This is a genomic window from Pseudaeromonas aegiceratis (assembly GCF_046254905.1).
GTDB classification, from domain to species: Bacteria; Pseudomonadota; Gammaproteobacteria; order Enterobacterales; family Aeromonadaceae; genus Pseudaeromonas; species Pseudaeromonas aegiceratis.
Genome location: NZ_CP158016.1, coordinates 2,123,879 through 2,147,513, shown reverse-complemented (window position 1 = coordinate 2,147,513; position 23,635 = coordinate 2,123,879). Strand labels below are relative to the sequence as shown.

18 protein-coding genes are annotated in these 23,635 nt (G+C 61.9%); 12 read left to right on the top strand and 6 right to left on the bottom strand.

From position 1 onward, the window contains the following. Nucleotides 1–24 precede the first annotated feature (24 nt). Entirely contained in the window at nt 25–732 is a 708-nt protein-coding gene (btsR, locus tag ABHF91_RS10100) for a two-component system response regulator BtsR (RefSeq protein ID WP_409420171.1), read from the bottom strand. After that, nucleotides 729–2,399 carry a LytS/YhcK type 5TM receptor domain-containing protein gene (locus ABHF91_RS10095; protein ID WP_409420170.1) on the bottom strand — a complete coding sequence of 557 codons (1,671 nt, stop codon included), beginning with the start codon at nt 2,397–2,399 and terminating at the stop codon, nt 729–731. The genes btsR and ABHF91_RS10095 overlap by 4 nt, the downstream gene beginning before the upstream one ends. A 151-nt stretch (nt 2,400–2,550) precedes the next feature. Between ABHF91_RS10095 and ABHF91_RS10090 the strand changes: the two genes are divergently transcribed. Beyond that, nucleotides 2,551–3,129, top strand: a complete 579-nt coding sequence (locus ABHF91_RS10090) for a DUF2059 domain-containing protein (RefSeq protein WP_409420169.1) — start codon at nt 2,551–2,553, stop codon at nt 3,127–3,129. Nucleotides 3,130–3,132: 3 nt separating this feature from the next. On the opposite strand, the gene ABHF91_RS10085 is transcribed toward ABHF91_RS10090, so the two are convergent. After that, on the bottom strand, nt 3,133–4,857 hold the full coding sequence (locus tag ABHF91_RS10085; protein WP_409420168.1) for an EAL domain-containing protein: 1,725 nt from the start codon (nt 4,855–4,857) through the stop codon (nt 3,133–3,135). 101 nt (nt 4,858–4,958) lie between these two features. Beyond that, a complete protein-coding gene (locus tag ABHF91_RS10080) occupies nt 4,959–5,420 on the bottom strand; it encodes a YchJ family protein (protein WP_409420167.1) in 462 nt (153 codons plus the stop codon). Nucleotides 5,421–5,575: 155 nt separating this feature from the next. Here ABHF91_RS10080 and ABHF91_RS10075 point away from each other — a divergent pair, with 155 nt between their 5' ends. Then, complete coding sequence (locus tag ABHF91_RS10075; protein WP_409420166.1) at nt 5,576–7,243, top strand: methyl-accepting chemotaxis protein; 1,668 nt, start codon at nt 5,576–5,578, stop codon at nt 7,241–7,243. A gap of 56 nt (nt 7,244–7,299) precedes the next feature. Here ABHF91_RS10075 and ABHF91_RS10070 read toward each other — a convergent pair whose 3' ends face one another. Continuing rightward, nucleotides 7,300–8,541: an HD domain-containing phosphohydrolase gene (locus ABHF91_RS10070; RefSeq protein ID WP_409420165.1), complete on the bottom strand. Its 1,242-nt coding sequence runs from the start codon at nt 8,539–8,541 to the stop codon at nt 7,300–7,302. 103 nt (nt 8,542–8,644) lie between these two features. After that, nucleotides 8,645–11,302: a bifunctional acetaldehyde-CoA/alcohol dehydrogenase gene (gene adhE / locus ABHF91_RS10065; RefSeq protein WP_409420164.1), complete on the bottom strand. Its 2,658-nt coding sequence runs from the start codon at nt 11,300–11,302 to the stop codon at nt 8,645–8,647. A gap of 628 nt (nt 11,303–11,930) precedes the next feature. On the opposite strand from adhE, the gene ABHF91_RS10060 reads away from it, so the two are divergent. The 10 genes from ABHF91_RS10060 (at nt 11,931) to ABHF91_RS10015 (ending at nt 23,634) form a co-directional block, all read left to right on the top strand. Beyond that, nucleotides 11,931–12,566 carry a YchE family NAAT transporter gene (locus ABHF91_RS10060; protein ID WP_409420163.1) on the top strand — a complete coding sequence of 212 codons (636 nt, stop codon included), beginning with the start codon at nt 11,931–11,933 and terminating at the stop codon, nt 12,564–12,566. A 255-nt stretch (nt 12,567–12,821) separates the two neighbouring features. Beyond that, complete coding sequence (locus ABHF91_RS10055) at nt 12,822–14,498, top strand: ABC transporter substrate-binding protein (RefSeq protein ID WP_409420162.1); 1,677 nt, start codon at nt 12,822–12,824, stop codon at nt 14,496–14,498. 95 nt (nt 14,499–14,593) lie between these two features. Beyond that, complete coding sequence (gene oppB / locus ABHF91_RS10050) at nt 14,594–15,514, top strand: oligopeptide ABC transporter permease OppB (RefSeq protein ID WP_409420161.1); 921 nt, start codon at nt 14,594–14,596, stop codon at nt 15,512–15,514. An 11-nt stretch (nt 15,515–15,525) separates the two neighbouring features. Then, entirely contained in the window at nt 15,526–16,434 is a 909-nt protein-coding gene (gene oppC / locus ABHF91_RS10045) for an oligopeptide ABC transporter permease OppC (protein ID WP_409420160.1), read from the top strand. 10 nt (nt 16,435–16,444) lie between these two features. After that, complete coding sequence (locus ABHF91_RS10040; protein WP_409420159.1) at nt 16,445–17,407, top strand: ABC transporter ATP-binding protein; 963 nt, start codon at nt 16,445–16,447, stop codon at nt 17,405–17,407. A gap of 5 nt (nt 17,408–17,412) precedes the next feature. Next, nucleotides 17,413–18,402, top strand: a complete 990-nt coding sequence (oppF, locus tag ABHF91_RS10035) for a murein tripeptide/oligopeptide ABC transporter ATP binding protein OppF (protein ID WP_409420158.1) — start codon at nt 17,413–17,415, stop codon at nt 18,400–18,402. A 327-nt stretch (nt 18,403–18,729) separates the two neighbouring features. Next, the gene (locus ABHF91_RS10030; protein WP_409420157.1) at nt 18,730–20,118 is read left to right on the top strand and encodes an amino acid permease; all 1,389 of its coding nucleotides are present in this window, start codon (nt 18,730–18,732) and stop codon (nt 20,116–20,118) included. Nucleotides 20,119–20,268: 150 nt separating this feature from the next. Further along, nucleotides 20,269–21,495 carry a tryptophan synthase subunit beta gene (gene trpB, locus ABHF91_RS10025; RefSeq protein ID WP_409420156.1) on the top strand — a complete coding sequence of 409 codons (1,227 nt, stop codon included), beginning with the start codon at nt 20,269–20,271 and terminating at the stop codon, nt 21,493–21,495. A gap of 142 nt (nt 21,496–21,637) precedes the next feature. Beyond that, nucleotides 21,638–22,117: an Rrf2 family transcriptional regulator gene (locus tag ABHF91_RS10020; protein WP_409420155.1), complete on the top strand. Its 480-nt coding sequence runs from the start codon at nt 21,638–21,640 to the stop codon at nt 22,115–22,117. 56 nt (nt 22,118–22,173) lie between these two features. After that, nucleotides 22,174–23,634, top strand: a complete 1,461-nt coding sequence (locus ABHF91_RS10015; RefSeq protein WP_409420154.1) for a TrkH family potassium uptake protein — start codon at nt 22,174–22,176, stop codon at nt 23,632–23,634. Nucleotide 23,635: the final 1 nt, after the last annotated feature.

Here is a 23,635-nt window from a genome sequence, read left to right as displayed (position 1 = left end):
CGAGGGGCTGTGAGTTGCGTCACATCAGCTCAGCCCCAGGCGGGCCTTGATGTCGGGCAGAAAGCGCCGGCTCACCGGCACCGCTTGCCCCGCCGGGGTAAGGATCTCCGCCAGCTGATGTTCCAGCAGGCGCAGCTCCGCCAGGGCCTGGGGGGCCACCAGATACTGACGGTGACAGCGGATGAGGGGGGTCTGCTCCTCCAGGGCCTTCAGGGTGAGCTGGGTATGATAGTGGTCACTGCCGCTCACCAGGTGCACGCCCCCCAGATCCGAATAGGCAAAGTCGATCTCCTCAAGGGGCAGCAGCTTGACCCGGTTGTGGACGAATACCGGCAGCCGGGTGGGCGGCGTGGCCAGCTGGCGCACCGGTTGCGGCGCCAGGCTCTGGCGCAGGCGGTCGAGGGTCTTGGCCAGGCGATCCGGCGCCACGGGCTTGAGCAGGTAGTCGAAGGCCTGCTCCTCGAAGGCCTGGATGGCGTAGTCGTCGAAAGCGGTGACAAACACGATGCGGGGCAGGGGATCCGCCAGCAGGCCGATGAGCTCCATGCCGCTCACCTTGGGCATCTGGATATCCAGAAACACCACATCGGGCTTGCGTTCGTTGATCTGTTGCAGGGCCTCGATGGCATTGGCTGCCTGCCCCAGGATCTGGATGTCTGCCGCGTCGGCCAGCTGACTTATCAGCTCCTGACGGGCGAAGGGTTCGTCATCCACCACCAACACGCGGATCATGGGGCCTCCTTGGGCAGGGTCAGGCTGACCCGGCAGTAGCAGTCGGCCTGGTTGTGGATGCTAAGCTGCGCCGCCTCGCCAAAGGCGTTGTGCAGGCGGCGCTGCACTATGGTCAGCCCCAGGCCATCGCTGGTGCCGGACTGTGCATAGGCGCCGGCATTGTCTTCTATCTCCAGCCGCACGCTGCCGTCCTGGGCGCAAGCGCGGATCTGCAGCCGCCCCGGCTCCAGCAGGTTGGCGATGCCGTGCTTGATGGCGTTTTCGATCAGGGGCTGCAGGGTAAAGGCCGGCAGCCGGGTGGTGAGCAGCGCCTCGGGGATCTGGTAATCCACCTGCAGCCGCTCGCCGAAGCGGGCCTGCTCTATCTCCAGGTAAGACTGGCAGTGTTCCAGCTCCTCGGCCAGGGTGGTGAGCCCCACCTGGCGCTTGAGGTTCTTGCGGAAAAAATGGGACAGGTGCAGCAGCAGGGCGCGGGCCCGCTCGGGATCCGTGCGGGTGATGGCACTGATGGTGTTGAGGGTGTTGAACAGGAAATGGGGGTTGATCTGGGCCCGCAGCAGCTTGAGTTCCGCCTGGGTCAAGAGGCTCTCCTGCTGGGCCAGCCGGCTGCTGAGCAGCTGCCGCGACAGCAGGCTGGCGATGCCTTCCCCCAGGGTGCGATTGATCTTGAGGAACAGGCGCTGCCGGGGTTCATACAGCTTGATGGTGCCCAGGACGCCCCTCTCCCCCTGCAAGGGGATCACCAGCACAGAGCCCAGGGGACAGTGGGCCTGGATGCTGCAGCGGTAGGGTTCGGTCTGGCCGTCGGCAAACATCAAGCGGTTATGAGCAATGGCGGCCAGGGTCAGGGGGGAGGAGATGGGCCGCCCCGGTTTGTGGTGATCGTCACCGGTGCCGACGAAGGCCAGAATGCGGTGACAGTCGGTGATGGCCACGGCGCCGACCCCGGTTTCCTGATAGAGGATGTGGGCCACCGCCTGGGCGGCCTCGGGGGTGAGACCCTGATCCAGCAGGCCGACGGTGCGCTGGGCGATGCGCAACGCCTTGGCGGAGAAGGTGCCGGAGAGTTCCTCGAACATGCGCTTCTGATCGCGGATCATGCTGATAAACAGGGCGGCGCCGGTGGCGTTGGCCAGCAGCATGGGCGGGGCTATGAGTTGCACCAGCGCCCAGGCCTGGGTGAAGGGGTGGGCCAGCAGCAGTATGATCAGCATCTGCAGCAGCTCGGCCAGCAGGGTGACGGCAAAGGCCAAATAGGGGCTGAACAGGCTGTCCAGCCGACCACGACGCAGCAGCTGCCAGTGTACCAGGCCGCCCAGCAGCCCTTCGGCCGTGGTGGAGACGGCGCAGGCCACATCGGTGAAGCCGCCCAGGCTCCAGCGGTGCAGGCCGCCGGTGAGGCCGACGAAGAAGCCGGTGACCGGGCCGCCCAGCAGGCCGCCCAGCACGGCGCCCACCGCCCGGGTGTTGGCGATGGCCCCCTGGATCTCCAGGCCGAAGTAGGTGCCCAGGATGCAGAAGCTGGAGAACAGCAGGTAGATCACCACCTTGTGGGGGAGGCGTACCGAATAGTTGGCCAAGGGGTGGAACAGGGGCGTCTTAGAGAGCAGGTAGGCGATCACCAAAAACACGCTGAGCTGTTGAAACAACGAGAAGACGAGGGGCATGATCCGCTCCTGTGCCGGCGGGATGGCGTCATGGTATGCCAATCCGGCCACGGCGGACACGCATGGCGGCGCCTTGGCGCCAACTTGTGATAAGGGTCACCCGATCCGCAAGACCAAGGGTCACTGGGCCCGCCAGATAAAAGGAACCCGCATGAGGGATATGCTACGCCGGCTGTTGGGGGGAGGAGTGCTGCTGTGGGCCACTCTGTGCCATGCCGAGTTGCCCGCCGAGGCCTTGAGCCTGGCGGATAATCTCATCAATCCCGGCCAGTTCAACCAGTTCAGCCAGCAGGTGCTGCAGGATCTGATCCGTCAGCAACCTGAGCTGGCCCGCTATCAGGGGCTGGTGCAGCGCTGGAGCAAGGAGACCCTGAGCTGGCCCGAGCTGCGTCAGGGGTTGGCGCTGCGCTACAGCCAGCATTTCACCCGGGATGAGATGGCCCAGATGAATGCCTTCTTTGCCACGCCGACCGGCAAGAAATACGTCAAGTATGCGCCCCTGCTCCGGGAGGAGACGCTGGCGGTGGGGCAGGGCCTGATCCAGGCGGGCCTGCCGCGCCTGGCGCTGATGCTGCAGGTGGCCAAGGCCAAGGCCGGTGACAGCAGCCCGGGGGGGCTGAGCCTACCGGCCAGCGGTGCCGGTGCGGTCAGCGGGGCGAGTGCTACTCAGCTGAGCCAGCCTGTCTCGGCGGCTGTGTCTGCCGCGCCCGGGACGACCGCCAGCCACTGACCCTCAGGCGCAGATGGCGGCCTGGGACTGGGTGTCGAGCCAGAGATGGTCGGGCTGCTGTTTGGCCTGTTTCTTGGCCCGACTCAAGCATTCGCTGAGCTGTCCCTGGGTCAGGGGCAGCCCGGGGTGCCAGCAGACGGCCCCGATGGCCAGGGCCACCAGGGGAAACTGCCGCTCCTGGCCATCTCTATCCTGGCCGACGATGCCGCCGCGTCGCACATCCTCCTGGCGATAGCAGCAGATGCGCAGCTGGTGAAATTCCGCCTGCAGGCGGGCCAGATCCGCCTGCCAGCCTGGGCTATCCCCCAGCAGGATGAAGTCATCGCCCCCCAGGTGGCCGATGAAGGTGCCGGCCTGGGCAAAGTGCTTGCGCAGCAGGCGGGCCAGCAGCTTGATCATCTGATCCCCACGATCGTAGCCACAGACGTCGTTGAACGGCTTGAAGTGGTTGAGATCGCAATAGGCTAGCCAGAAGGGGCGGCCTCGGTGGATGGCGCGGGTCAGGGCCTGCTGGATGGGCACATTGCCCGGCAGCAGGGTGAGGGGGTTGGCATGGCGGGCCATCTGCAGCTTGTAGTCGGTCAGCCGGCGCATCAGTTCCCGGATCCGCCCCATGCCCAGATAGCGCCCCTGCTGGCAGATGACAAACCAGGCATCCATCTCGTCGCTGTTCCTGGCCACCAGTTGCTGGCTCACCTGGATCAGGCTCTGTTCGGCCTCCACCAGTATGGGGGCCGAGTCCATCAGCCGGCTCACCGGGGCCTTGGCGTAGAGGGAATAGCCGAAGCGCTCCGCCAGATGGGCTAACAGGCTCTGGCGGCGCAGCAGGCCTATGGGTCTGTCATCCCTGCCCAGCACCGGCAGACAGCCGTATTCCGTCTGTTGCTTGAACAGCTGCAGCGCCTGCTCGCACAACAGCTCCGGGCTCAGCACGGGGGCGTCCTGGGCCAGTTGCCCCACCCGATGCACCAGCTCCTGTTCGCCAGGTTGGGGATCGAGCCGGGTATCAAACAGGGTGCCGGGCCGGCTGGCGGGCTTGCCCAACAGGTAGCCCTGGCAGTAGCGGATGCCCAGCTGGCGCAGACACTGGTACTCCTCTTCCCGCTCCACACCTTCGAGGATCATGGCGCAGCCCAGGTTGCCGGCCAGATCCCGCAGGCTGGCCACGAACTGGCGCTTGGTGAGATCCCGGTCCAGATCGGCGGTGAAGTAGATATCCAACTTGACGAAGTCGGGCTTGAGGCTGGACCAGAGGCGCAGGCCGGAATTGCCGGCCCCCAGATCGTCGATGGCCACGCCGAACCCCGCCTGCTTGAGCAGGGCCACCTGGCTTTGAATGTCCTCCCAGCAGTTGACCGGGTGATGCTCGGTCAGCTCGATCACCAGATCCTGGCATTGCAGGCCGGCCTCCCGGGCCAGGGCCACCAGCTCAGCTACCTGACAGGCCAGCAGCACCCGCGGCGAGAGGTTGACGAACAGCCGGCCCGGCAGCCGCTGGCGGGCGAAGCTGGCCAGGGCCTGGCGCAGGCACAATAGCTCCATCTCCTTGAGTCGCCCCTGCTGCTCGGCATGAAAGAACAGCTCCAGGGGGGAGTGCAGCGGGCTGTCCGAGGGGCCGCGGCTCAAGGCCTCATAGCCCAGGGCCGCCTGTTGCTGGCAGTCGAGGATGGGTTGCAGCAGGGTCTGGATCTGACATCCGGCAAGAATTCGCGCGAGTTCGACCTGCATGAGGGGTCCCCAGGTGGCAATGCAGATGGATCAGCACTCTAGGTGTGGCAGATGACGGCAGCATGACAGATGTGAGCTAATTATCGGAATTTACAAGGTTTTTACCTGCCGCAACATTTTTTGAACTTGATGCCGCTGCCACAGGGGCAGGGGGCATTGGGCTTGGCCTTCACCAGGGGCAGCAGATCCCCGTCGGTGTAGACCCAGTGGCCGTCCAAGCGGACGAAGCGGGAGCGCTCATGATGCGGGTAGAGGCGGCCTTCCTGCCGATACCAGGCGATAAATTCCACCACACCCTGTTCATCTTCTGGCCCGCCTTGGTCGCTTAGTACCTGCAGGCGGACCCAGTGGCCATCCTGCTCGGCCCCCAGGGCCTCGGCCGTCATGGCGGGTCGGTAATCGGGATGCCATGTGGCCAGGATATAGTCCCAGTGGCCCAGCACGAAGGCGCTAAAGCGCGAGCGCATCAGCTCCACCGGCCGGCTTGGCCATTGTTGGCCGAGGATAAAGGGGCCGCAGCAGGCAGCAAAGGGGCGGGGATCCCCGCAAGGACAGGTGCTCATCTCGGCCCTCCGAAAAAGAGTGATTATAGGCGAGGGGCGGTTGAGGCGGAAATGGTCGATTCAGGGATCCGCGTAACACCCCCGCCCTGACCTATCGGGCATACTGCGGCCAACGGCGTCTGGAGAGACGTTTTCGTCGTTAACAAGGAACACGTATGACCATAAAACAAAAGATCATGTTATTGGCCAGTTTGCCGCTGGTGCTGGCCGTCTGCGTCATCAACCTCAGCAGTTACTGGATCAGCCAAGGGGCGCTGCAAGCAGAGCTGCAGGTGACCCGCGGCAAGTTGCTGGCGGAGCGGCGGGACCAACTGAGCAAGTACCTGGCCCTGGCCCGCTCCGCCATCGCCGCCGACTATGAGGCCGAGGACACCCAGGCCCAACGGGAGAAGGTCAAGGGCATACTGCGAGCCCTGCGCTATGAGTCAGATGGCTATTTCTTCGTCTATGACTACCAGGGTATCAACCAGGTGTTGGGGCCCAAGCCGGAGCTGGAGGGCAAGGACCTGTCCGGGCTGCAGGATGAGACCGGTAAGTACTTTATCCGCGACATCATAGCGGCCGCCCGGCAGGGGGATGGCTTCGTGCAATACCTCTGGCCAAAGCCCTCCACCAAGCAGACGGTGGCCAAGCTGAGTTACAGTCTGCCGCTGGAGCGCTACGGCTGGGTGCTGGGCACAGGTTTCTACATAGATGATATCGACCAGCAGCTGGCCAATATCCACCTGGCGCGGGACGCTGAGCTGCAACAACAGCTGTTCAGAAGTCTGTGGGTTTCCCTGGCCCTGCTGCTGCTGACTGTACTGTTGACCCTGTGGGTAGCGAATCGCATCTCTCGCCCCTTGGCCGGGGTGGCGGCGGCCCTGAGGGCCATCGCCTCCGGTGATGGCGATCTCACCCAGCGTCTGCCGGTGCGCAGCCAGGACGAAATCGGTCAGGTCGCCCAGGCCTTCAACCACTTTGTCGAGCAGATCCAGGCCTTGGTGCGGGAGGTGGGCAGCACGGGAGAAGAGCTGGCCCAGGCTTCCGACCAGCTCAGCGGCCTGGCGGAGCGCTATAACGGTCAGATGCAGGCGCACCGCAGGGAGACGGAACAGGTGGTCACGGCGGTGACCGAGATGAGCAGCACGGCCCAGGAAGTGGCCAACAGTGCGGCCCAGGCCGCCGAGGCCACCAGCGCCGCGGCCCAGGCGTCGGACAGTGCCAGCGCCGTGGTGGGTGATGCCATCGCCAGCATTCACGGCTTGGTGGCGGAGGTGAATGCCGCCTCTGAGGTGATCAGCGATCTCTCCCAGCAGACCGCCAACATAGGGTCCGTGGTGGAGGTGATCCGCAGCATCGCCGAACAGACCAACCTGCTGGCCCTCAATGCTGCCATCGAGGCTGCCCGAGCCGGTGAGCAGGGTCGTGGTTTTGCCGTGGTGGCGGACGAGGTGCGCTCCCTGGCGGGGCGGACCCAGCAGAGCACCCATGAGATCAACGACATGCTGCAGCGGCTACAGGCCGGGGTGAAGGACGCGGTGGAGGCCATGCAGGCCGGTCAGCTGCGCAGCGAACAGACGGTCACCGAAGCGGCTCGCATCAGCGACTCCCTGGCGGGGATGGGCGCCTCGGTGGGGACCATCAATGACATGAACCTGCAGATCGCCTCGGCGGCGGAGGAGCAGAATGCGGTCTCTGAGGAGATCAACCGCAACCTGGTGGCCATCAGTCAGATCGTGGAGCAACTCTCCTCGGCGGCCGAGTCTACCGAGCAGACCACCCAGTCCCTGGCGGCCTCTGGGCATCGCCTGCGGGAGCTGATCGGACGCTTCCATTACTGACACGCCATTAAAAAAGGGCTCGAAAGAGCCCTTTTTTAATGGCGGCGTTGACCAGCCTAACTGGTGAAGTAGTAGCAAAAATGCTTGCCCAGGCTAAAGAAGTCCACCTGGGACTGGGTCAGCTCCTCCTGCTTGCACAGGCCACTGATCTGGCGTTCGTCCTGCTGCAACGGAATGAGGGCGACCCCTTCACTGACCCGGCCCTTCTCATAGGGCAGCACTATGGGTTTGAGGGGGGTTTCCGGCACGCTGGCCATGACCAGAGCCAGGGTCTCATCGCTCAGGCGCACCAGGCTGCCGGGGGGATAGATGCCCAGCACCTTGATGAGCAGCTTGATGAAGCCGCCGTCGAACCAGATGTCGGCCTTCTTGAACAGGGCGGCCACCACCTGATTGGGTTGGCCTGGGCGGGTGGCGGATCTGGGGTGCAACTGCTCTTCGTAGTAGTCCGCCACCGAGATCAGGCGGGCCAGGGGACCGATCTGTTCACCCTTGAGACCATTGGGATAGCCGGAACCATCCAGCCGCTCCTGGTGCTGCAGCACAGCCTGGCGGATCTCGGGGCTGAAGGCCTTGAGCTGAGTCAGTTGGTCGAAACCGTATTGCACATGCATGCGCATGAAGTTGATCTCGGATTTGGTCAACTCCACCCGCTTGCGGCTGATCTGGGGGGGGATCTTCAGCTCGCCTATGTCATGCACCAGGGCCGCCAGCCCGGCATTTTCAATCTCCAGCGGTGACCAACCCGCCTCGCGGGCCATCAACATGGCGATGTAGGCGGTATTGAGACTGTGCAGCAGCAGGACATCCCCCTGCTGTACCGAGCGCACCAGCTGCAGGCCGATGGGCTCTTCGGTCTGGGTGAGGTGGGCGGCGGCGGTGCGGATCAGTTGGGCGACTGTGGCCAGCCCTTCATCGGGCTTGAGGTTCAGCTGCCCCAAGGATTCCCGCAGCGGGCTCAGGGCATTGCTGAACTGCCGGTCGGCGAAGCGCATGGAACGGCGCAGATCCTGCTGCTGCTGACGGATTGGATCCTCGGGGGCGGCAGGGGCGGGCGCAACCTCTTCGATTGGCGTGGGTGGGACCACCTCCAGAGGCGCGGGCTCGGGAATCGTGCCCGTGCTGCGGTAGGGGTCTATGACAACCTGGGCCAGCCCCAAGTTGCGGATGATTTGTAGCTGTTCTTCGTCCTTGATGCGGAAGGAGCTAAATAGAAAAGGGTGATCCTTCCAGCTGCCTGGCAATTTGACGAAATGACCAATGCGCAGGTCGGCTACGGCAATGCTGATATCTGGCATTCAAACTCTCCTGATCGTCATGCAAAGCTAGCAAACCCTTGGCAGAACAGCAAAAAAAAGGTCCGCAACCTGTGCGGACCTTCTTATTTGCTAAGACAGAAGCTTACTTCTTCTTCTTGCCTTCTTCTTTCTTCTCTTCCTTGGCAACCACGGCGGCACCTTCCACGTAGGGACGACCGTAGTAGGAATCGAGCAGAACCTGCTTCAGCTCGGTGATCAGCGGGTAGCGCGGGTTGGCGCCGGTGCACTGGTCATCGAAGGCTTCAACGGCCAGGTGGTCAACGGCAGCCAGGAACTTCTCTTCGGACACACCGGCTTCACGGATGGAGGCAGGGATGTCCAGTTCCTTCTTCAGGCCGTCCAGCCAGGTCAGCAGCTTCTCGATCTTGGCAGCGGTGCGGTCACCGGCAGCGGTCAGACCCAGGTGGTCAGCGACTTCGGCATAACGACGACGGGCTTGCGGACGGTCGTATTGAGAGAACGCAGTCTGCTTGGTCGGGTTGTCGTTGGCGTTGTAGCGGATCACGTTGCTGATCAGCAGGGCGTTGGCCAGACCGTGGGGGATGTGGAACTCGGCACCCAGCTTGTGGGCCATGGAGTGACATACACCCAGGAAGGCGTTGGCGAAGGCGACACCGGCGATGGTGGCGGCGTTGTGTACCTTCTCGCGGGCAACCATGTCAGCCTTGCCTTGGTGGTAGCTGGCCGGCAGGTATTCCTTCAGCAGCTTCAGGGCTTGCAGGGCTTGACCGTCGGAGTACTCGTTTGCCAGTACGGAAACATAGGCTTCCATGGCGTGAGTCACGGCGTCAACACCACCGAAGGCACACAGGGACTTAGGCATGTTGGCTACCAGGTTGGCGTCAACGATGGCCATGTTCGGGGTCAGCTCGTAGTCAGCCAGCGGGTACTTAACGCCAGTGGCATCGTCGGTCACAACGGCGAACGGAGTAACTTCGGAGCCGGTACCGGAAGTGGTGGTGATACAGACCAGCTCGGCCTTCACACCCATCTTCGGGAACTTGTAGATACGCTTGCGGATGTCCATGAAGCGCATGGCCAGATCTTCGAAGGAAGTTTCCGGATGTTCGTACATGACCCACATGATCTTGGCGGCGTCCATGGGTGAACCACCACCCAGGGCCAGGATCACGTCCGGCTTGAAGGAGTTGGCCACTTCGGCACCCTTGCGCACTATGGTCAGGGTCGGGTCGGCTTCAACTTCGTAGAAGACTTCCACTTCCATGTTCATCTTCTTCAGCAGAGCGACGACTTCGTCAGCGTAGCCATTGTTGAACAGGAAACGGTCGGTGACCAGCAGAGCGCGCTTCTTGCCTTCCAGGTCGCCCAGGGCGATCGGCAGAGAACCACGACGGAAATAGATAGATTTCGGAAGTTTGTGCCACAGCATATTTTCAGCCCGTTTAGCGACAGTCTTCTTGTTGATCAGGTGCTTCGGACCAACGTTTTCGGAAATGGAGTTACCACCCCAGGAACCACAGCCCAGCGTCAGGGACGGTGCCATGGCGAAGTTGTACAGGTCACCGATACCACCGTGGGTGGTGGGGGTGTTGATCAGGATACGTGCCGTCTTCATCTTGTCGCCGAAGTACTTCACGCGATCGGCGTTCAGATCCTGGTCGGTGTACAGACCGGAGGTGTGGCCGATACCACCCAGGTTGACCATGGCGCAGGCCATGTCCACGGCTTCTTCGAAGTTCTTGGCGCGGAACATGCCCAGGGTCGGAGAGAGCTTCTCGTGAGCGAACTCTTCTTCTTCGCAGATCTTCAGGCCTTCACCGATCAGGATCTTGGTGTCGGCAGGCACCTTGACGCCGGACATTTCGGCGATCTTGGTGGCCGGTTGACCCACGATGGCGGCGTTCATGGCGCCGTTGATCAGGATAACCTTACGCACCTTGTCGGCTTCGTCCTTGGACAGGACATAGCCCTTGTGGCTGGCGAAGCGTTCCTTGACCTGGTCATAGATGGCATCAACCACGATGACGGCCTGTTCGGAGGCACACACCACACCGTTGTCGAAGGTCTTGGACATCAGGATGGAGGCGACGGCACGCTTCACATCGGCGGTTTCGTCGATGACAACCGGTACGTTACCGGCGCCAACACCGATGGCGGGCTTACCAGAAGAGTAAGCCGCCTTCACCATGCCAGGACCACCGGTGGCCAGGATCAGGTTGATGTCAGCGTGCTTCATCAGGGCGTTGGACAGCTCAACGGAGGGTTGATCGATCCAGCCGATGATGTCAGCCGGGGCGCCGGCAGCAATGGCGGCATCCAGAACCAGCTTGGCAGCATCGTTGGTGGAGTTCTTTGCACGGGGGTGCGGGGAGAAGATGATCGCGTTGCGAGTCTTCAGGGCAATCAGAGACTTGAAGATAGCGGTGGAGGTGGGGTTGGTGGTCGGAACGATACCACAGATGATGCCCACGGGTTCAGCGATGGTGACGGTACCGAACTCGTCGTCTTCGCTCAGGATGCCGCAGGTCTTCTCGTCCTTGTACTTGTTGTAGATGTACTCGGAAGCGAAGTGGTTCTTGATCACCTTATCTTCGATGATACCCATGCCGGATTCCGCAACGGCCATCTGGGCCAGGGGAATACGGGCATTGTTGGCGGCCAGGGCAGCAGCGCGGAAGATCTTGTCTACTTGCTCTTGTGAGTAAGTAGCAAACACACGCTGTGCGGCCTTGACGCGCGCAACCAGTTCATCCAATTCGGCAAGATTTGTAACTGCCATATCTTTCTCCTACTGAGTTTTGAAAACTGTTTACTAAGGTGTTGCAAGAAAACAAGGCGTAGCAACTGGGTCAGCGCAGTATAGTCCAATGAGCCTCTTCGCGCTTTCCTTATGTTCTCTTGGGCTTAGGAAACAACTTTCACGGCGATTATAGGAGCTGGCAGAGCGGAGAAATTTGATTTAAATCAATTGTTGTAAAATGACAAAAGAAAAATATTTTCATGTCGTAAATCCTGCAAAAAAGGCAGGGTTTTTCCGGCTGGTCAGTGGTGGTAAACCACGGTTTCTACGTGGTTTTTTTCTTGCCAGCTTCATGCCATAAAGCCCTTTATTAAGGTGTGGGAAAGATGACGCCAGATGGGCGTCAACCACTGCTTGAACGGGGGCTTTGCCACCGTTGAAAGCGCTGGCTTAGCGAGCATTAACCGGGGGATCCTCCGCGACGAGGGCGGGTTGACCGCAGGCCAGCTGGCCTTTGTCGCCTTGGGATGGATAAAAATAACTAATAAAAAACGGGCGAGACATTACTAAATCTTGTTCGTCAACCTGTGGCAGAACGCGTATCTTTTGCCGTCATTAATTGACTATTCTGTCGTCATCTTTCTTCATATTTGAGGACATTGGCTCCATGTTGGATGTATTGCCCGTCTATCTGAAATTTTTTATCGGTTTGATGGCCATCATCAACCCCCTGGGTCTGCTGCCGGTGTTCGTCAGCCTGACCAGTCAGCAGACCCCCCAGGAGCGAATGAAGACCAACACCACCGCCAATCTGGCGGTGATGGTGATCCTGTGGGTCTCCATGCTGTTTGGTCAGGTGATTCTGGATATTTTCGGCATCTCCATCGCCTCGTTTCGCATCGCCGGTGGCGCGCTGATCACCCTGATCGCCTGGTCCATGCTGCAGGGCAAGCTGGGGGAGGTGCGCCATAACAAGGAAGAGAAGGGCGAGTTCGAAGCCAAGGAGTCCATCGCCGTGGTGCCCCTGGCGTTGCCGCTGATGGCCGGTCCCGGCGCCATCAGCTCCACCATTGTCTACGCCAGCCAGCACCGCACCCCCACGGAGTTGTTGGGACTGGCCTTGGTGGTGGTGATCTTTGCCCTCTGTTCCTGGGGGATATTTCGCTCCGCCTCGTTATTGTTCCGCATCATGGGCAAGACCGGGGTGAACGTGGTGACCCGGATCATGGGGCTCATCATGATGTCCCTGGGCATAGAGATCATCGTCGCCGGCCTCAAGCATATGTTTCCCGCCCTGGTCTGATCCCCAGACGCCCCTTGCCGGGCATCATTTTGGTGCCATTGTGGTATCAAAATGGTGCCCGGCGCACCCAAGTTTCACATCTTCTGCAAAACCCCAGCCTTCATTCGTAAATAACGTGCCAGTGCTGGTTTTATCGATGAACCATGTTGAATTCTTACCACGGGCAGGGAATTATTCAGACGTTTGACCTAAGCCTGATCAGGTCTGACCTGTACAGTCGGCGAACGACGGAATCGTCTCATTCGGAGTAAGGACATGACCCATAATAAAAACCTGCTAGCCGTGACGGTGGCCTCAGCCTTCGCCCTGTTTGGCTGCGACAAACCCCAGCCAACCAGCGAGACTCCCGCCGCACCGGCCAAACAGGAGAGTGCCGCGCCGCAAGCCAAGGGTGATACCACGCCTGCTCTGGCCGCAGTGCAGGAGCTGGTGAAGGGTAACGGGAGTGAGCCGGCCACCCTGGATCCGGCGAAGACCGAGGGAGCGCCTGAGTCCAATATTCAGCGTGATCTGTTCGAGGGCCTGGTGACCTCGGGCCCCAACGGCGAGGTGCGCCCCGCCGTGGCCCAGTCCTGGGAGACGCCGGATAACAAGGTGTATACCTTCCACCTGCGTCAGGATGCCAAGTGGTCCAATGGCGATCCCGTCACCGCCGGCGATTTTGTCTATGCCTTCCGCCGCGTGGTGGATCCCAAGACCGCCTCGCCCTATTCCTGGTACCTGGAAATCCCCACCATAGTCAACGCCTCCGACATCATCGCCGGCAAGAAGGCGCCTGCCGAGCTGGGGATCAAGGCCATCGATGATCACACCCTGCAGATCTCCCTCGAGAAGCCGGTACCCTACTTCATCAGCATGCTGGCCCACACCACCACCTATCCGGAACCCCAGAAGGTGATCGAGCAGTACGGCGATCAGTGGACCCGCCCGGGCAACATGGTCACCAACGGGGCCTACACACTGCAGGAGTGGGTGGTGAACGAGCGCATCGTGCTGGCGCGCAGCAAGACCTACTGGGACCATGCCCACACCCAGATCAACAAGGTGACCTACCTGCCGATCCAGTCCCAGAACGCGGACATGAACCGCTATCTGGCCGGCGAGGTGGACATGACCTACGAAATCCCCATCGAGCAGTTCAAGCGCCTGCAGCGTGAACGTCCGCAGGATGTGCGGGTGACCGGTTATGTGGGCACCTACTACTACGAGTTCAACTGCAAGAAGCCGCCGTTTGATGATGTGCGGGTGCGCAAGGCGCTCTCCTTTGCCATCGATCGGAACATCATCGCCGATGCCGTCATGGGGCAGGGTCAGAAGCCAGCCTATACCCTGGTGCCGGAATACGTGGACGGCTTCGTGGCCAGTGAGCCGGCCTGGGGCAAGCTGACTCAGGCCGAGCGTGACACCCAGGCCAAGGCGCTGCTCAAGGCCGCCGGTTTCGATGCCCAGCATCCGCTGAGGTTCGAGCTGCTGTACAACACCAGCGAGAACCACAAGAAGGTGGCGGTGGCGGTGGCGGCCATGTGGAAGAAGACCCTGGGGGTGGATGTCGCCCTGGTGAATCAGGAATGGAAGACCTATCTGGAAACCAAGTCCAGCGGTCAGTTTGACGTGGCCCGTGCCGGCTGGATTGCCGACTACGACGAAGCCTCTTCCATGCTGGATCTCAAGCAGACCACCCATGGCAACAACGACGGCAAGTACGCCAATCCCAAGTACGACGAGCTGATGGCCCAGAGCCGCACCGTGCTGGATACCGAGGCCCGCAACAAGCTGTATGGCGAGGCCGAGGCCCTGCTGGCCGAGGACATGCCCATCGCGCCCATCTATCAGTACGTGACGGCCCGACTGGTGAAGCCCTATGTGGGCGGTTACCCCAACAATCCCTTGGATAACCTCTACACCAAGGACATGTACATCCTGGCCCACTGAGGGTCGGCACCTGTCTGGACGAGCAAGCCCGCCGGCTGGCGGGCTTGTCTTGCCCACGGACTGCCGGCCATTTCTTGACCCGGATGGAACACACAATGGTTAAGTTTATATTCAAACGAATCCTTGAGGCGATCCCCACCCTGTTGGTGCTGATCACCGTCTCCTTCTTCATGATGCGGTTTGCCCCCGGCAATCCCTTCTCCAGCGAGCGGGCCCTGCCGCCGGAGGTGAAGGCCAATATCGAAGCCAAATATGGCCTCGACAAGCCGGTCTATCAGCAGTACCTGAGCTATCTGGGGAACCTGGCCAAAGGCGATCTGGGCCCCTCGTTCAAATACAAGGATTTCTCGGTCAACCATCTGGTGCGTCAGGCTTTGCCGGTCTCCGCCACGATCGGGCTGGCGGCCTTTTGCTTGGCGGTGTTGGTGGGGGTCAGCTTCGGCACCCTGGCGGCCTTAAGGCAGAACTCCTGGCTGGACTATGGCCTGATGGCCAGCGCCATGTTCGGGGTGGTGGTGCCATCCTTCGTGCTGGCGCCCATCCTGGTGCTGATCTTTGCCATCGGCCTGCGCTGGTTGCCGGCGGGGGGCTGGCAGCATGGCCAGCTGCAGTTCATGGTGCTGCCGGTCATCGGCATGACGGTGTATTACGTCTCCGCCATCGCCCGCATCATGCGCGGTAGCATGATTGAAATCATGAATGCCAACTTCATCCGCACCGCCAGGGCCAAGGGGCTGCCGCTGCGCCACATCGTACTGCGCCATGCCCTGCGGCCGGCCATGCTGCCGGTGGTCTCCTATCTGGGGCCGGCGTTCGTCGGCATCATCACCGGCTCCGTGGTCATAGAAACCATCTTCGGCCTGCCGGGGATCGGCCAGCTGTTTGTCAACGGCGCCTTGAACCGTGACTACTCCATGGTGCTGGGGCTGACCATACTGGTGGGCGCCCTGACCATCACCTTCAATGCGGTGGTGGATATCCTCTACGCCTTCATCGATCCCAAGATCCGTTACTGACGGAGGTTGCCATGGTAGTGAGTAAAACAAAGCACCAGGCGGTGGGTCAGTTTGCCGATAGCCTGGCGGTGGAAGGCCGTTCCCTGTGGCAGGATGCCCGGCGCCGCTTCCTGCAGAACCGGGCCGCGGTGAGCGCTCTGCTGGTGCTGGCGGTGATCGCCCTGCTGGTGATACTGGGGCCCATGCTGGCGCGTTTCACCTTCGATGATCCGGATTGGGGGGCCATGCAAAGCGCGCCGGATTGGGTCTCCGGCCACTATTTTGGTACCGACAGCCTGGGGCGGGATCTGTTTGTCCGCACCCTGATGGGCGGCCGTATCTCCCTGATGGTTGGCGTCCTGGGCGCCCTGGTGGCCGTGGTCATCGGCACCCTGTATGGGGCCACCGCCGGGTTTGTCGGCGGCAGTCTGGATCGCCTCATGATGCGGGCGTTGGAGATCCTCTACGCCTTTCCCTTCATGTTCTTCGTCATCATGCTGGTGACCTTCTTTGGCCGGAACATCTGGCTCATCTTCATCGCCATCGGGGCGGTGAGCTGGCTGGACATGGCGCGGATCGTCCGGGGCCAGACCCTGAGCCTCAAGAGCAAGGCGTTCATCGAGGCGGCCCAGGTCTGCGGTGTCTCCCAGTGGAAGATCATCAGCCGCCACATAGTGCCCAACGTGCTGGGCATAGTGGTGGTATACGCCACCCTGCTGGTGCCCGGCATGATCTTGTTTGAGTCCTTTCTCAGCTTCCTGGGGCTGGGGGTACAGGAGCCCATGACCAGCTGGGGTGCCCTGCTGGATGCGGGGTCCAAGTCCATGGAGGTGGCCCTGTGGCAACTGCTGTTCCCGGCGGGCTTCATGGTGCTGACCCTGTTCTGTTTCAACTTCCTGGGTGACGGCCTGCGCGATGCCCTGGATCCCAAGGACCGCTGAGGAGCGACGGATGAATTTGCTCGAGGTACAGGATCTCCGCGTGGCGTTTACCACCCCGGACGGCAAGGTGGTGGCGGTCAACGATCTCAACTTTGCCCTGGCGGCCGGCGAGACCCTGGGCATAGTGGGGGAGTCCGGCTCGGGCAAGAGCCAGACCGCCTTCGCCCTGATGGGCCTCTTGGCCAAGAACGGGGTCATCACCGGCTCCGCCAGGTTCAACGGCCGGGAGATCCTCAACCTGCCGCAGTCGGAGCTCAACCGCATCCGGGCCCGGGAGATCGCCATGATCTTCCAGGACCCCATGACCTCCCTCAACCCCTACATGAAGGTGGGGCCCCAGCTGACGGAGGTGCTGATGCTGCATCAGGGCATGGGCAAGACCGAGGCCTTCGAGGCCGCTGTGCGCATGCTGGATGCGGTGAAGATCCCCGAGGCGCGCCAGCGCATGGGCATGTATCCCCATGAGTTTTCCGGCGGCATGCGGCAGCGGGTGATGATTGCCATGGCCCTGCTGTGCAATCCCAAGCTGCTCATCGCCGATGAGCCCACCACGGCGCTGGATGTGACGGTACAGGCCCAGATCATGGTGCTGCTGAACGAACTCAAGCGCGACTTCAACACCGCCATCATCATGATCACCCACGACCTGGGGGTGATCGCCGGCCTGTGTGACAAGGTGCTGGTGATGTACGCCGGCCGCACCATGGAGTACGGCAAGGTGGACGACATCTTCTATCAGCCGTCCCACCCTTACACCCAAGGGTTGCTGAAGGCCATTCCCCGGCTGGATACCGGCGGAGAGCTGCTGGCCACCATTCCCGGCAATCCGCCTAACCTGCTCAAGTTGCCGGTAGGCTGCCCCTTCCAGGCGCGCTGCCAGCGGGTGCATGAGCGATGCGCCCAGGTGGCGCCGGCATTGCAGGACTTCGGCGATGGCCGTCGTCGTGCCTGTCACTGGGATTGGGAGGCGTAAGGCGGATGAGCGAGAAGACACTGTTGCTGGATGTCAGCAACCTCAAGGTGCATTTCAAGATCAAGGGCGACCAGGGCTGGCCCTGGGCCAAACCCGTCTCCCTGAAGGCGCTGGACGGGGTCAGCATCAAGCTCTATGAAGGGGAGACCCTGGGGGTGGTGGGGGAGTCCGGTTGCGGCAAGTCCACCTTGGCCCGGGCCATCATAGGCCTGGTGGCGGCCACCGAGGGGCAGGTGGTCTGGCTAGGGCAGGATCTGACCCGGTTGCCGGCGGGTGAGCGGCGGGAGAAGCGCAAGGAAATCCAGATGATCTTCCAGGACCCCCTGGCGTCCTTGGATCCGCGGATGACCATAGGCGACATCATCGCCGAGCCCCTGCAGACCTTCTATCCCAGGCTGACCAGGCAGGCAGTGATGGACAGGGTGCAGGCCATCATGCTGAAGGTGGGTCTGCTGCCGAATCTCATCAACCGCTATCCCCACGAGTTCTCCGGCGGCCAGTGCCAGCGAATTGGCATCGCCCGGGCCCTGATCCTGGAGCCCAAGCTCATCATCTGCGATGAGCCGGTCTCGGCGCTGGATGTCTCCATCCAGGCCCAGGTGGTGAACCTGCTCAAGTCTCTGCGACAGGAGATGGGCTTGTCCTTGGTGTTCATCGCCCACGACCTGTCGGTGGTGAAGCACATCTCGGATCGGGTGCTGGTGATGTACCTGGGCAATGCGGTGGAGCTGGGCTCAAGCGCGGCCGTGTATGCCAAGCCGTCTCACCCCTATACCCAGGCGCTGATGTCCGCGGTACCCATCCCGGATCCCAGGCTTGAGCGCAGCAAGACCATCCAGCTGCTGGAGGGGGAGCTGCCGTCGCCCATCCATCCGCCGTCCGGCTGCGTGTTCCGCACCCGCTGCCCATTGGCGGATGGCGAGTGCGCCCGGCAGCGGCCGCAACTGGCCGGCGGTGAGGCTCATGCCGTGGCCTGTCTCAAGGTGCGCCTCTGAGCCTAGCCGTCTGCCATCTGAGGGCAGCCTGCGGGCTGCCCTTTTTTGTGTTGTGCTGCCAGGATTTACCAACAGGAATGGCCCGCAATGACGCCGTGTTCTGATTTTATCCACTGGAAATCTGGCCTTAGTCCCAAAAAGGATGCTGAAAAGTCCCTTGGGGGCGGGTATTCTAGCCGGCGGTTTAGCCAGATAAAGGAGAACCCGGGTTGGATACGATTTTCACTTGTCCCGATCGGCGAGGGCAGGGGGAGGAGATCGCCATCGCCCAAGGTGGTGCCGGACAGTCCGTCCCGCCCATCGGTAGCCATTGAGGAAAGAAGTTTGATGGACGCACAACACCAGACTGACGAACTCCACCGCGGGTTGAGCAATCGTCATGTCCAGCTGATCGCCCTGGGCGGTGCCATAGGTACCGGCCTGTTCTATGCCATAGGTTCCACCATCGCCATGGCCGGCCCGGCCGTCCTGCTGGGATATGCCGTGGCGGGTTTCATCGCCTTTCTCATCATGCGCCAGCTGGGCGAGATGGTGGCCGAAGAGCCGGTGTCCGGCTCCTTCAGTCACTTTGCCTATCGCTACTGGAACGGCTTTGCCGGCTTCCTGTCCGGCTGGAACTACTGGGTGCTGTATGTGCTGGTCAGCATGGCCGAACTGACCGTGGTGGGTAAGTATGTGCAGTTCTGGTTCCCGGATATCCCCACCTGGGTGTCGGCGGCCGTCTTCTTCGTGGTGATCAATGGCATCAACCTGGCCAACGTCAAGCTGTTCGGTGAGATGGAATTCTGGTTCTCCATCATCAAGGTGGTGGCCATCCTCGGCATGATCGGCTTCGGCTGCTGGCTGCTGGTGACTGGCAAGGGTGGTGAGCAGGCCATGGTCAGCAACCTGTGGAACAACGGCGGCTTCATGCCCAATGGCTGGCACGGCCTCATCATGTCCCTGGCCATCATCATGTTCTCCTTCGGTGGTCTGGAACTCGTGGGCATCACAGCCGCCGAGACCTCGGACCCCAAGCGCACCATCCCCAAGGCGGTGAATCAGGTGATCTACCGCATCCTGATCTTCTACGTGGGGGCCCTGGCGGTGCTGCTCTCCCTCTATCCTTGGCAGCAGATCACCGCCGACAGCAGCCCCTTTGTGATGATCTTCAACTCCATCGGCGCGGTGCCGGTGGCGAACGTGCTGAACGTGGTGGTGCTCACCGCTGCCCTGTCGGTGTACAACAGCTGCGTCTACTGCAACAGCCGCATGCTCCACGGCCTGGCCCAGCAGGGCAACGCCCCCAAGGTGCTGGCCAAGACCGACAAGCGTGGCGTGCCCGTGGTGGCCATCGGGCTGTCGGCTCTGACCACCCTCATCTGCGTGGTGATCAACTACGTGATCCCTGGTGAGGCGTTCAAGCTGCTGATGTCCCTGGTGGTGTCGGCCTTGGTCATCAACTGGGCCATGATCAGCATGACCCATATCAAGTTCCGCCGTGCCAAGCAGACCGAGGGCGTCGAACCGGGCTTCAAGGCCTTCTGGTTCCCGTTTGCCAACTACCTGTGCCTGGCTTTTCTGGCCGGCATGCTGGTGATCCTCTACCTGCTGGGCGAGACCATCTCCGTCTATCTGATGCCCTGCTGGTTACTGATCATCTGGGTAGGCTACCAGGCCAAGCGGCGTGCCGATGCCAAGGCGCTGCCCCTGACCCAGGCCAGCGACGCGGCCTGAGTCCGCAACCGGTGAAATCAAGCCCCCATCATGGGGGCTTTTTTGTGTTTGATGGTTTGACGATGCAAAAGTGTGTCATCCGTAACAAATTGATTTGATGGTTGTTTTATGCTGTTTCCCTTTATCGGTGCCACGCAGACAGGAGGTAGCATGCACAACCGTTTCGATTTTCCCCAACCCGACGCCCAAGGTTATTTTGGTCAGTATGGCGGCAGTTTTGTCCCGCCCCAGCTGCAGACCATCATCGACGAGATCACCCAGGCCTATCTGGCGATCCGCCAGGATCCGGCCTTCCTGGCCGAGTTGACCCACCTCTATCAGCACTATGTTGGCCGTCCCAGCCCCATCTTCCATGCCCGTAACCTGTCGGCGGCCTATGGCGCCCCCATCTACCTCAAGCGCGAAGACTTGAACCATACCGGCGCCCACAAGATCAACCACTGCCTGGGGGAGGCGCTGCTGGCCAAGAAGATGGGCAAGAAGAAGGTGATCGCCGAGACCGGCGCCGGTCAGCACGGCGTGGCCCTGGCCACCGCCGCCGCCCTGGTGGGGCTGGAGTGCGACATCTACATGGGGGAGGTGGACATCAAGAAGGAACACCCCAACGTGGTGCGCATGGGCATACTGGGCGCCAACGTGATACCCGCCACCCATGGTCGCAAGACCCTGAAGGAGGCGGTGGATGCCGCATTTGACGCCTACCTCAAGGATCCCGTGACCCAGCTGTATGCCATCGGCTCCGTGGTGGGGCCCCATCCCTTCCCCATGATGGTGCGCGACTTCCAGTCCATCATCGGCATGGAGGCCAGAGAGCAGTTCCAGCAGATGACGGGCAAGCTGCCGGATAATCTGGTGGCCTGCGTGGGGGGCGGCTCCAATGCCATGGGGCTGTTCAGCGCCTTCCTGGAGGATGCCGAGGTCAAGATGCACGGGGTCGAGCCGGCCGGCCATGGCCTGGAGCAGGACGGTGAACACGCCGCCAGCCTCACCAAGGGCGAGCCCGGCATCATGCACGGCTTCAAGTCCTACATGCTGAAGGACGCCAACGGCGAGCCCCAGGAGGTCTACTCGGTGGCCAGCGGTCTGGATTACCCGGCGGTGGGGCCCCAGCACAGCTACCTCAAGGATGCCGGCCGGGTCAGCTACGGGGTAGTGGACGATAAGGAGGCCATCGACGCCTTCTTCACCCTGTCACGCATGGAGGGCATCATTCCGGCCATCGAATCGGCCCATGCCCTGGCCTATGCGCTGAAGCTGGCCCGCCAGGGGGAGACCGGCAGCCTGCTGGTGAATCTCTCAGGTCGCGGTGATAAGGACATCGACTTCGTGGTGGCCCATTACGGCGCTCAGTACGGGGTGGCCAGCCTGCCCAAGTGAGCCCGCATCTGGCCAAACACCCCGCCTGGTGCGGGGTGTTTTGTTATCAGGCTGTTGAAACGGGCGCCGGACGGGTAAGATGCAAGGACAAGACACCTTTTAATGACCTGACAAACGAGCCCACCTCGTCCTGGAATGACAGATGCAACTGACGCGCTTTACCGATTATGGCCTGCGGATCCTCATCTACCTGGCGGTGCAGCCGGCGGGGCGACTGGCCAGCATTGAGGAGGTGTGTCAGGCATTTACCCTGCCGCGAAACCACATCAACAAGATAGTGCACCTGATGGGGCGCCTGGGCTGGGTGCTGACCCGGCGCGGCAAGGGCGGCGGCATCTGTCTGGCCCTGCCGCCGGAGGCCATCAACCTGGGGGAGGTGATACTGGCGCTGGAGGGGCAGGGGCCGCTGATCGATTGCCAGCAGCCCAGCTGCGCACTGCTGCCGGTCTGCCGCCTGAAGGGGGTGTTGGCGGAGGCGATGGAAGCCTTCGCTGGGGCTCTGAGCCGGCATACCCTGGATAGCCTGGTGGGACCCTGTGAAGGCCAGATCCGCCAGCGCCTGCTGCGACCCGACATTTACGTGTTGGAAAATCTGGTTCAATCGACCCCAGATCGGGTATAAGGAAGCGATTCCTCTCGGGCCATCAGTGCCTGACCTAGCCTGCCAGGGAGATCTCCGTGCTGCGAACTCGCCAGCTGATGCTGGGGCTGCATCTTAGCCTCACCCTGATGTTCTTCTACAGCTTCTCCATGCTGCCGCCCGTGTTCATCGGGCTCTTCTTTCACGAGCAAGCCATCTGGCCCTTTCTGCAGACCTTTGCCGCCGTGGCCCTGGTGGGGGGGATTGGCAGCCAGGCCACCCGTCAACACAGGGTGGGGCTCAAGCATCGCGATGGCTTCTGGGTGTTGGTGCTGTTCTGGTGCCTGTTCTCCGCGGTCAGCGCCCTGCCGTTCCTGCTCAGTCACGAGCTGCATCTGAATGTGGCATCGGCATTCTTTGAGGCCATCTCCGGCATCACCACCACAGGCGCCTCGGCACTCAAGGACGTGGATGCGGCGCCCAAAGCGTTCCTCTATTACCGGGCCCAGCTCAATTTTTGCGGCGGTCTGGGGATCATCATACTGGCGGTGGCCCTGCTGCCCATCATAGGCACCGGGGGCGCCAAGCTGTATCAGACCGAGGCTCCCGGCGCCGCCAAGGACGAGAAGATCACCCCCCGGCTGGCGGATACCGCCCGCAGCCTCTGGACCGTCTATGCCGGCCTGGGGCTCTTGTGCTGCCTGGCCTACTGGCTGGCGGGCATGAACTGGTTCGATGCCCTGTGCCACGGCATCGCCACCGTCTCCTTGGGCGGCTTCTCCACCTATGGCGACAGCCTGGCGCACTTTCACTCCCTGGCCATCGAGCTGGTGGCGGGGGGCTTCTCCTTGCTGGCGGCCGTCAACTTTGCCCTCTATTTTCTGGCGCTGCGCCGCCGCAGCCTGGGCCTGTTGTGGCGCAACGCCGAGCTGCGGGGCTTCGTGGGACTGGTAGGCTGCGTCATCCTGTTCACCTGTTTCTGGCTGTGGCAAGCCGGCCAATTTGGCTGGCAGGAGGCCCTGGTGCATGGCTTCTTCCAGGCCGCATCCATGATGACCGACAACGGCCTGGGGGCGGCGGGCTACCCGGACTGGCCTATGCCCACCGTGCTGGTGCTGGTGCTGGCCAGCTTCTTTGGCGGCTGTGTCGGCTCCACCTGTGGCGGGCTCAAGATCATGCGGCTGTTGATCCTGTATCGTCAGCTGCGCCAGCAGATCCTGGAGGCCATTCACCCCTATGCGGTGGCGCCCCTGAAGGTGGGGGACAAGAAGGCCGCCGGCGACATACTGCAGTCGGTCTCCGCCTTCGTCTTCGTCTACCTGGCCTGCACCCTGCTGTTTATCTGGGGCCTGAGCCTCACCGGCCTGGATCTGCTCAGCGCCATCGGCACCACAGCCGCCTGCATCAACAACATGGGCATCGGCTACGGGGTCACGGGGGCCGGTTTTGACCCCTTGAGCGACACGGCAAAATGGCTGATGAACCTGGCCATGCTGTTCGGTCGTCTGGAGATCCTGCCCATCCTCATCGTGATCTCACCCCGCTATTGGCGTTATTAAC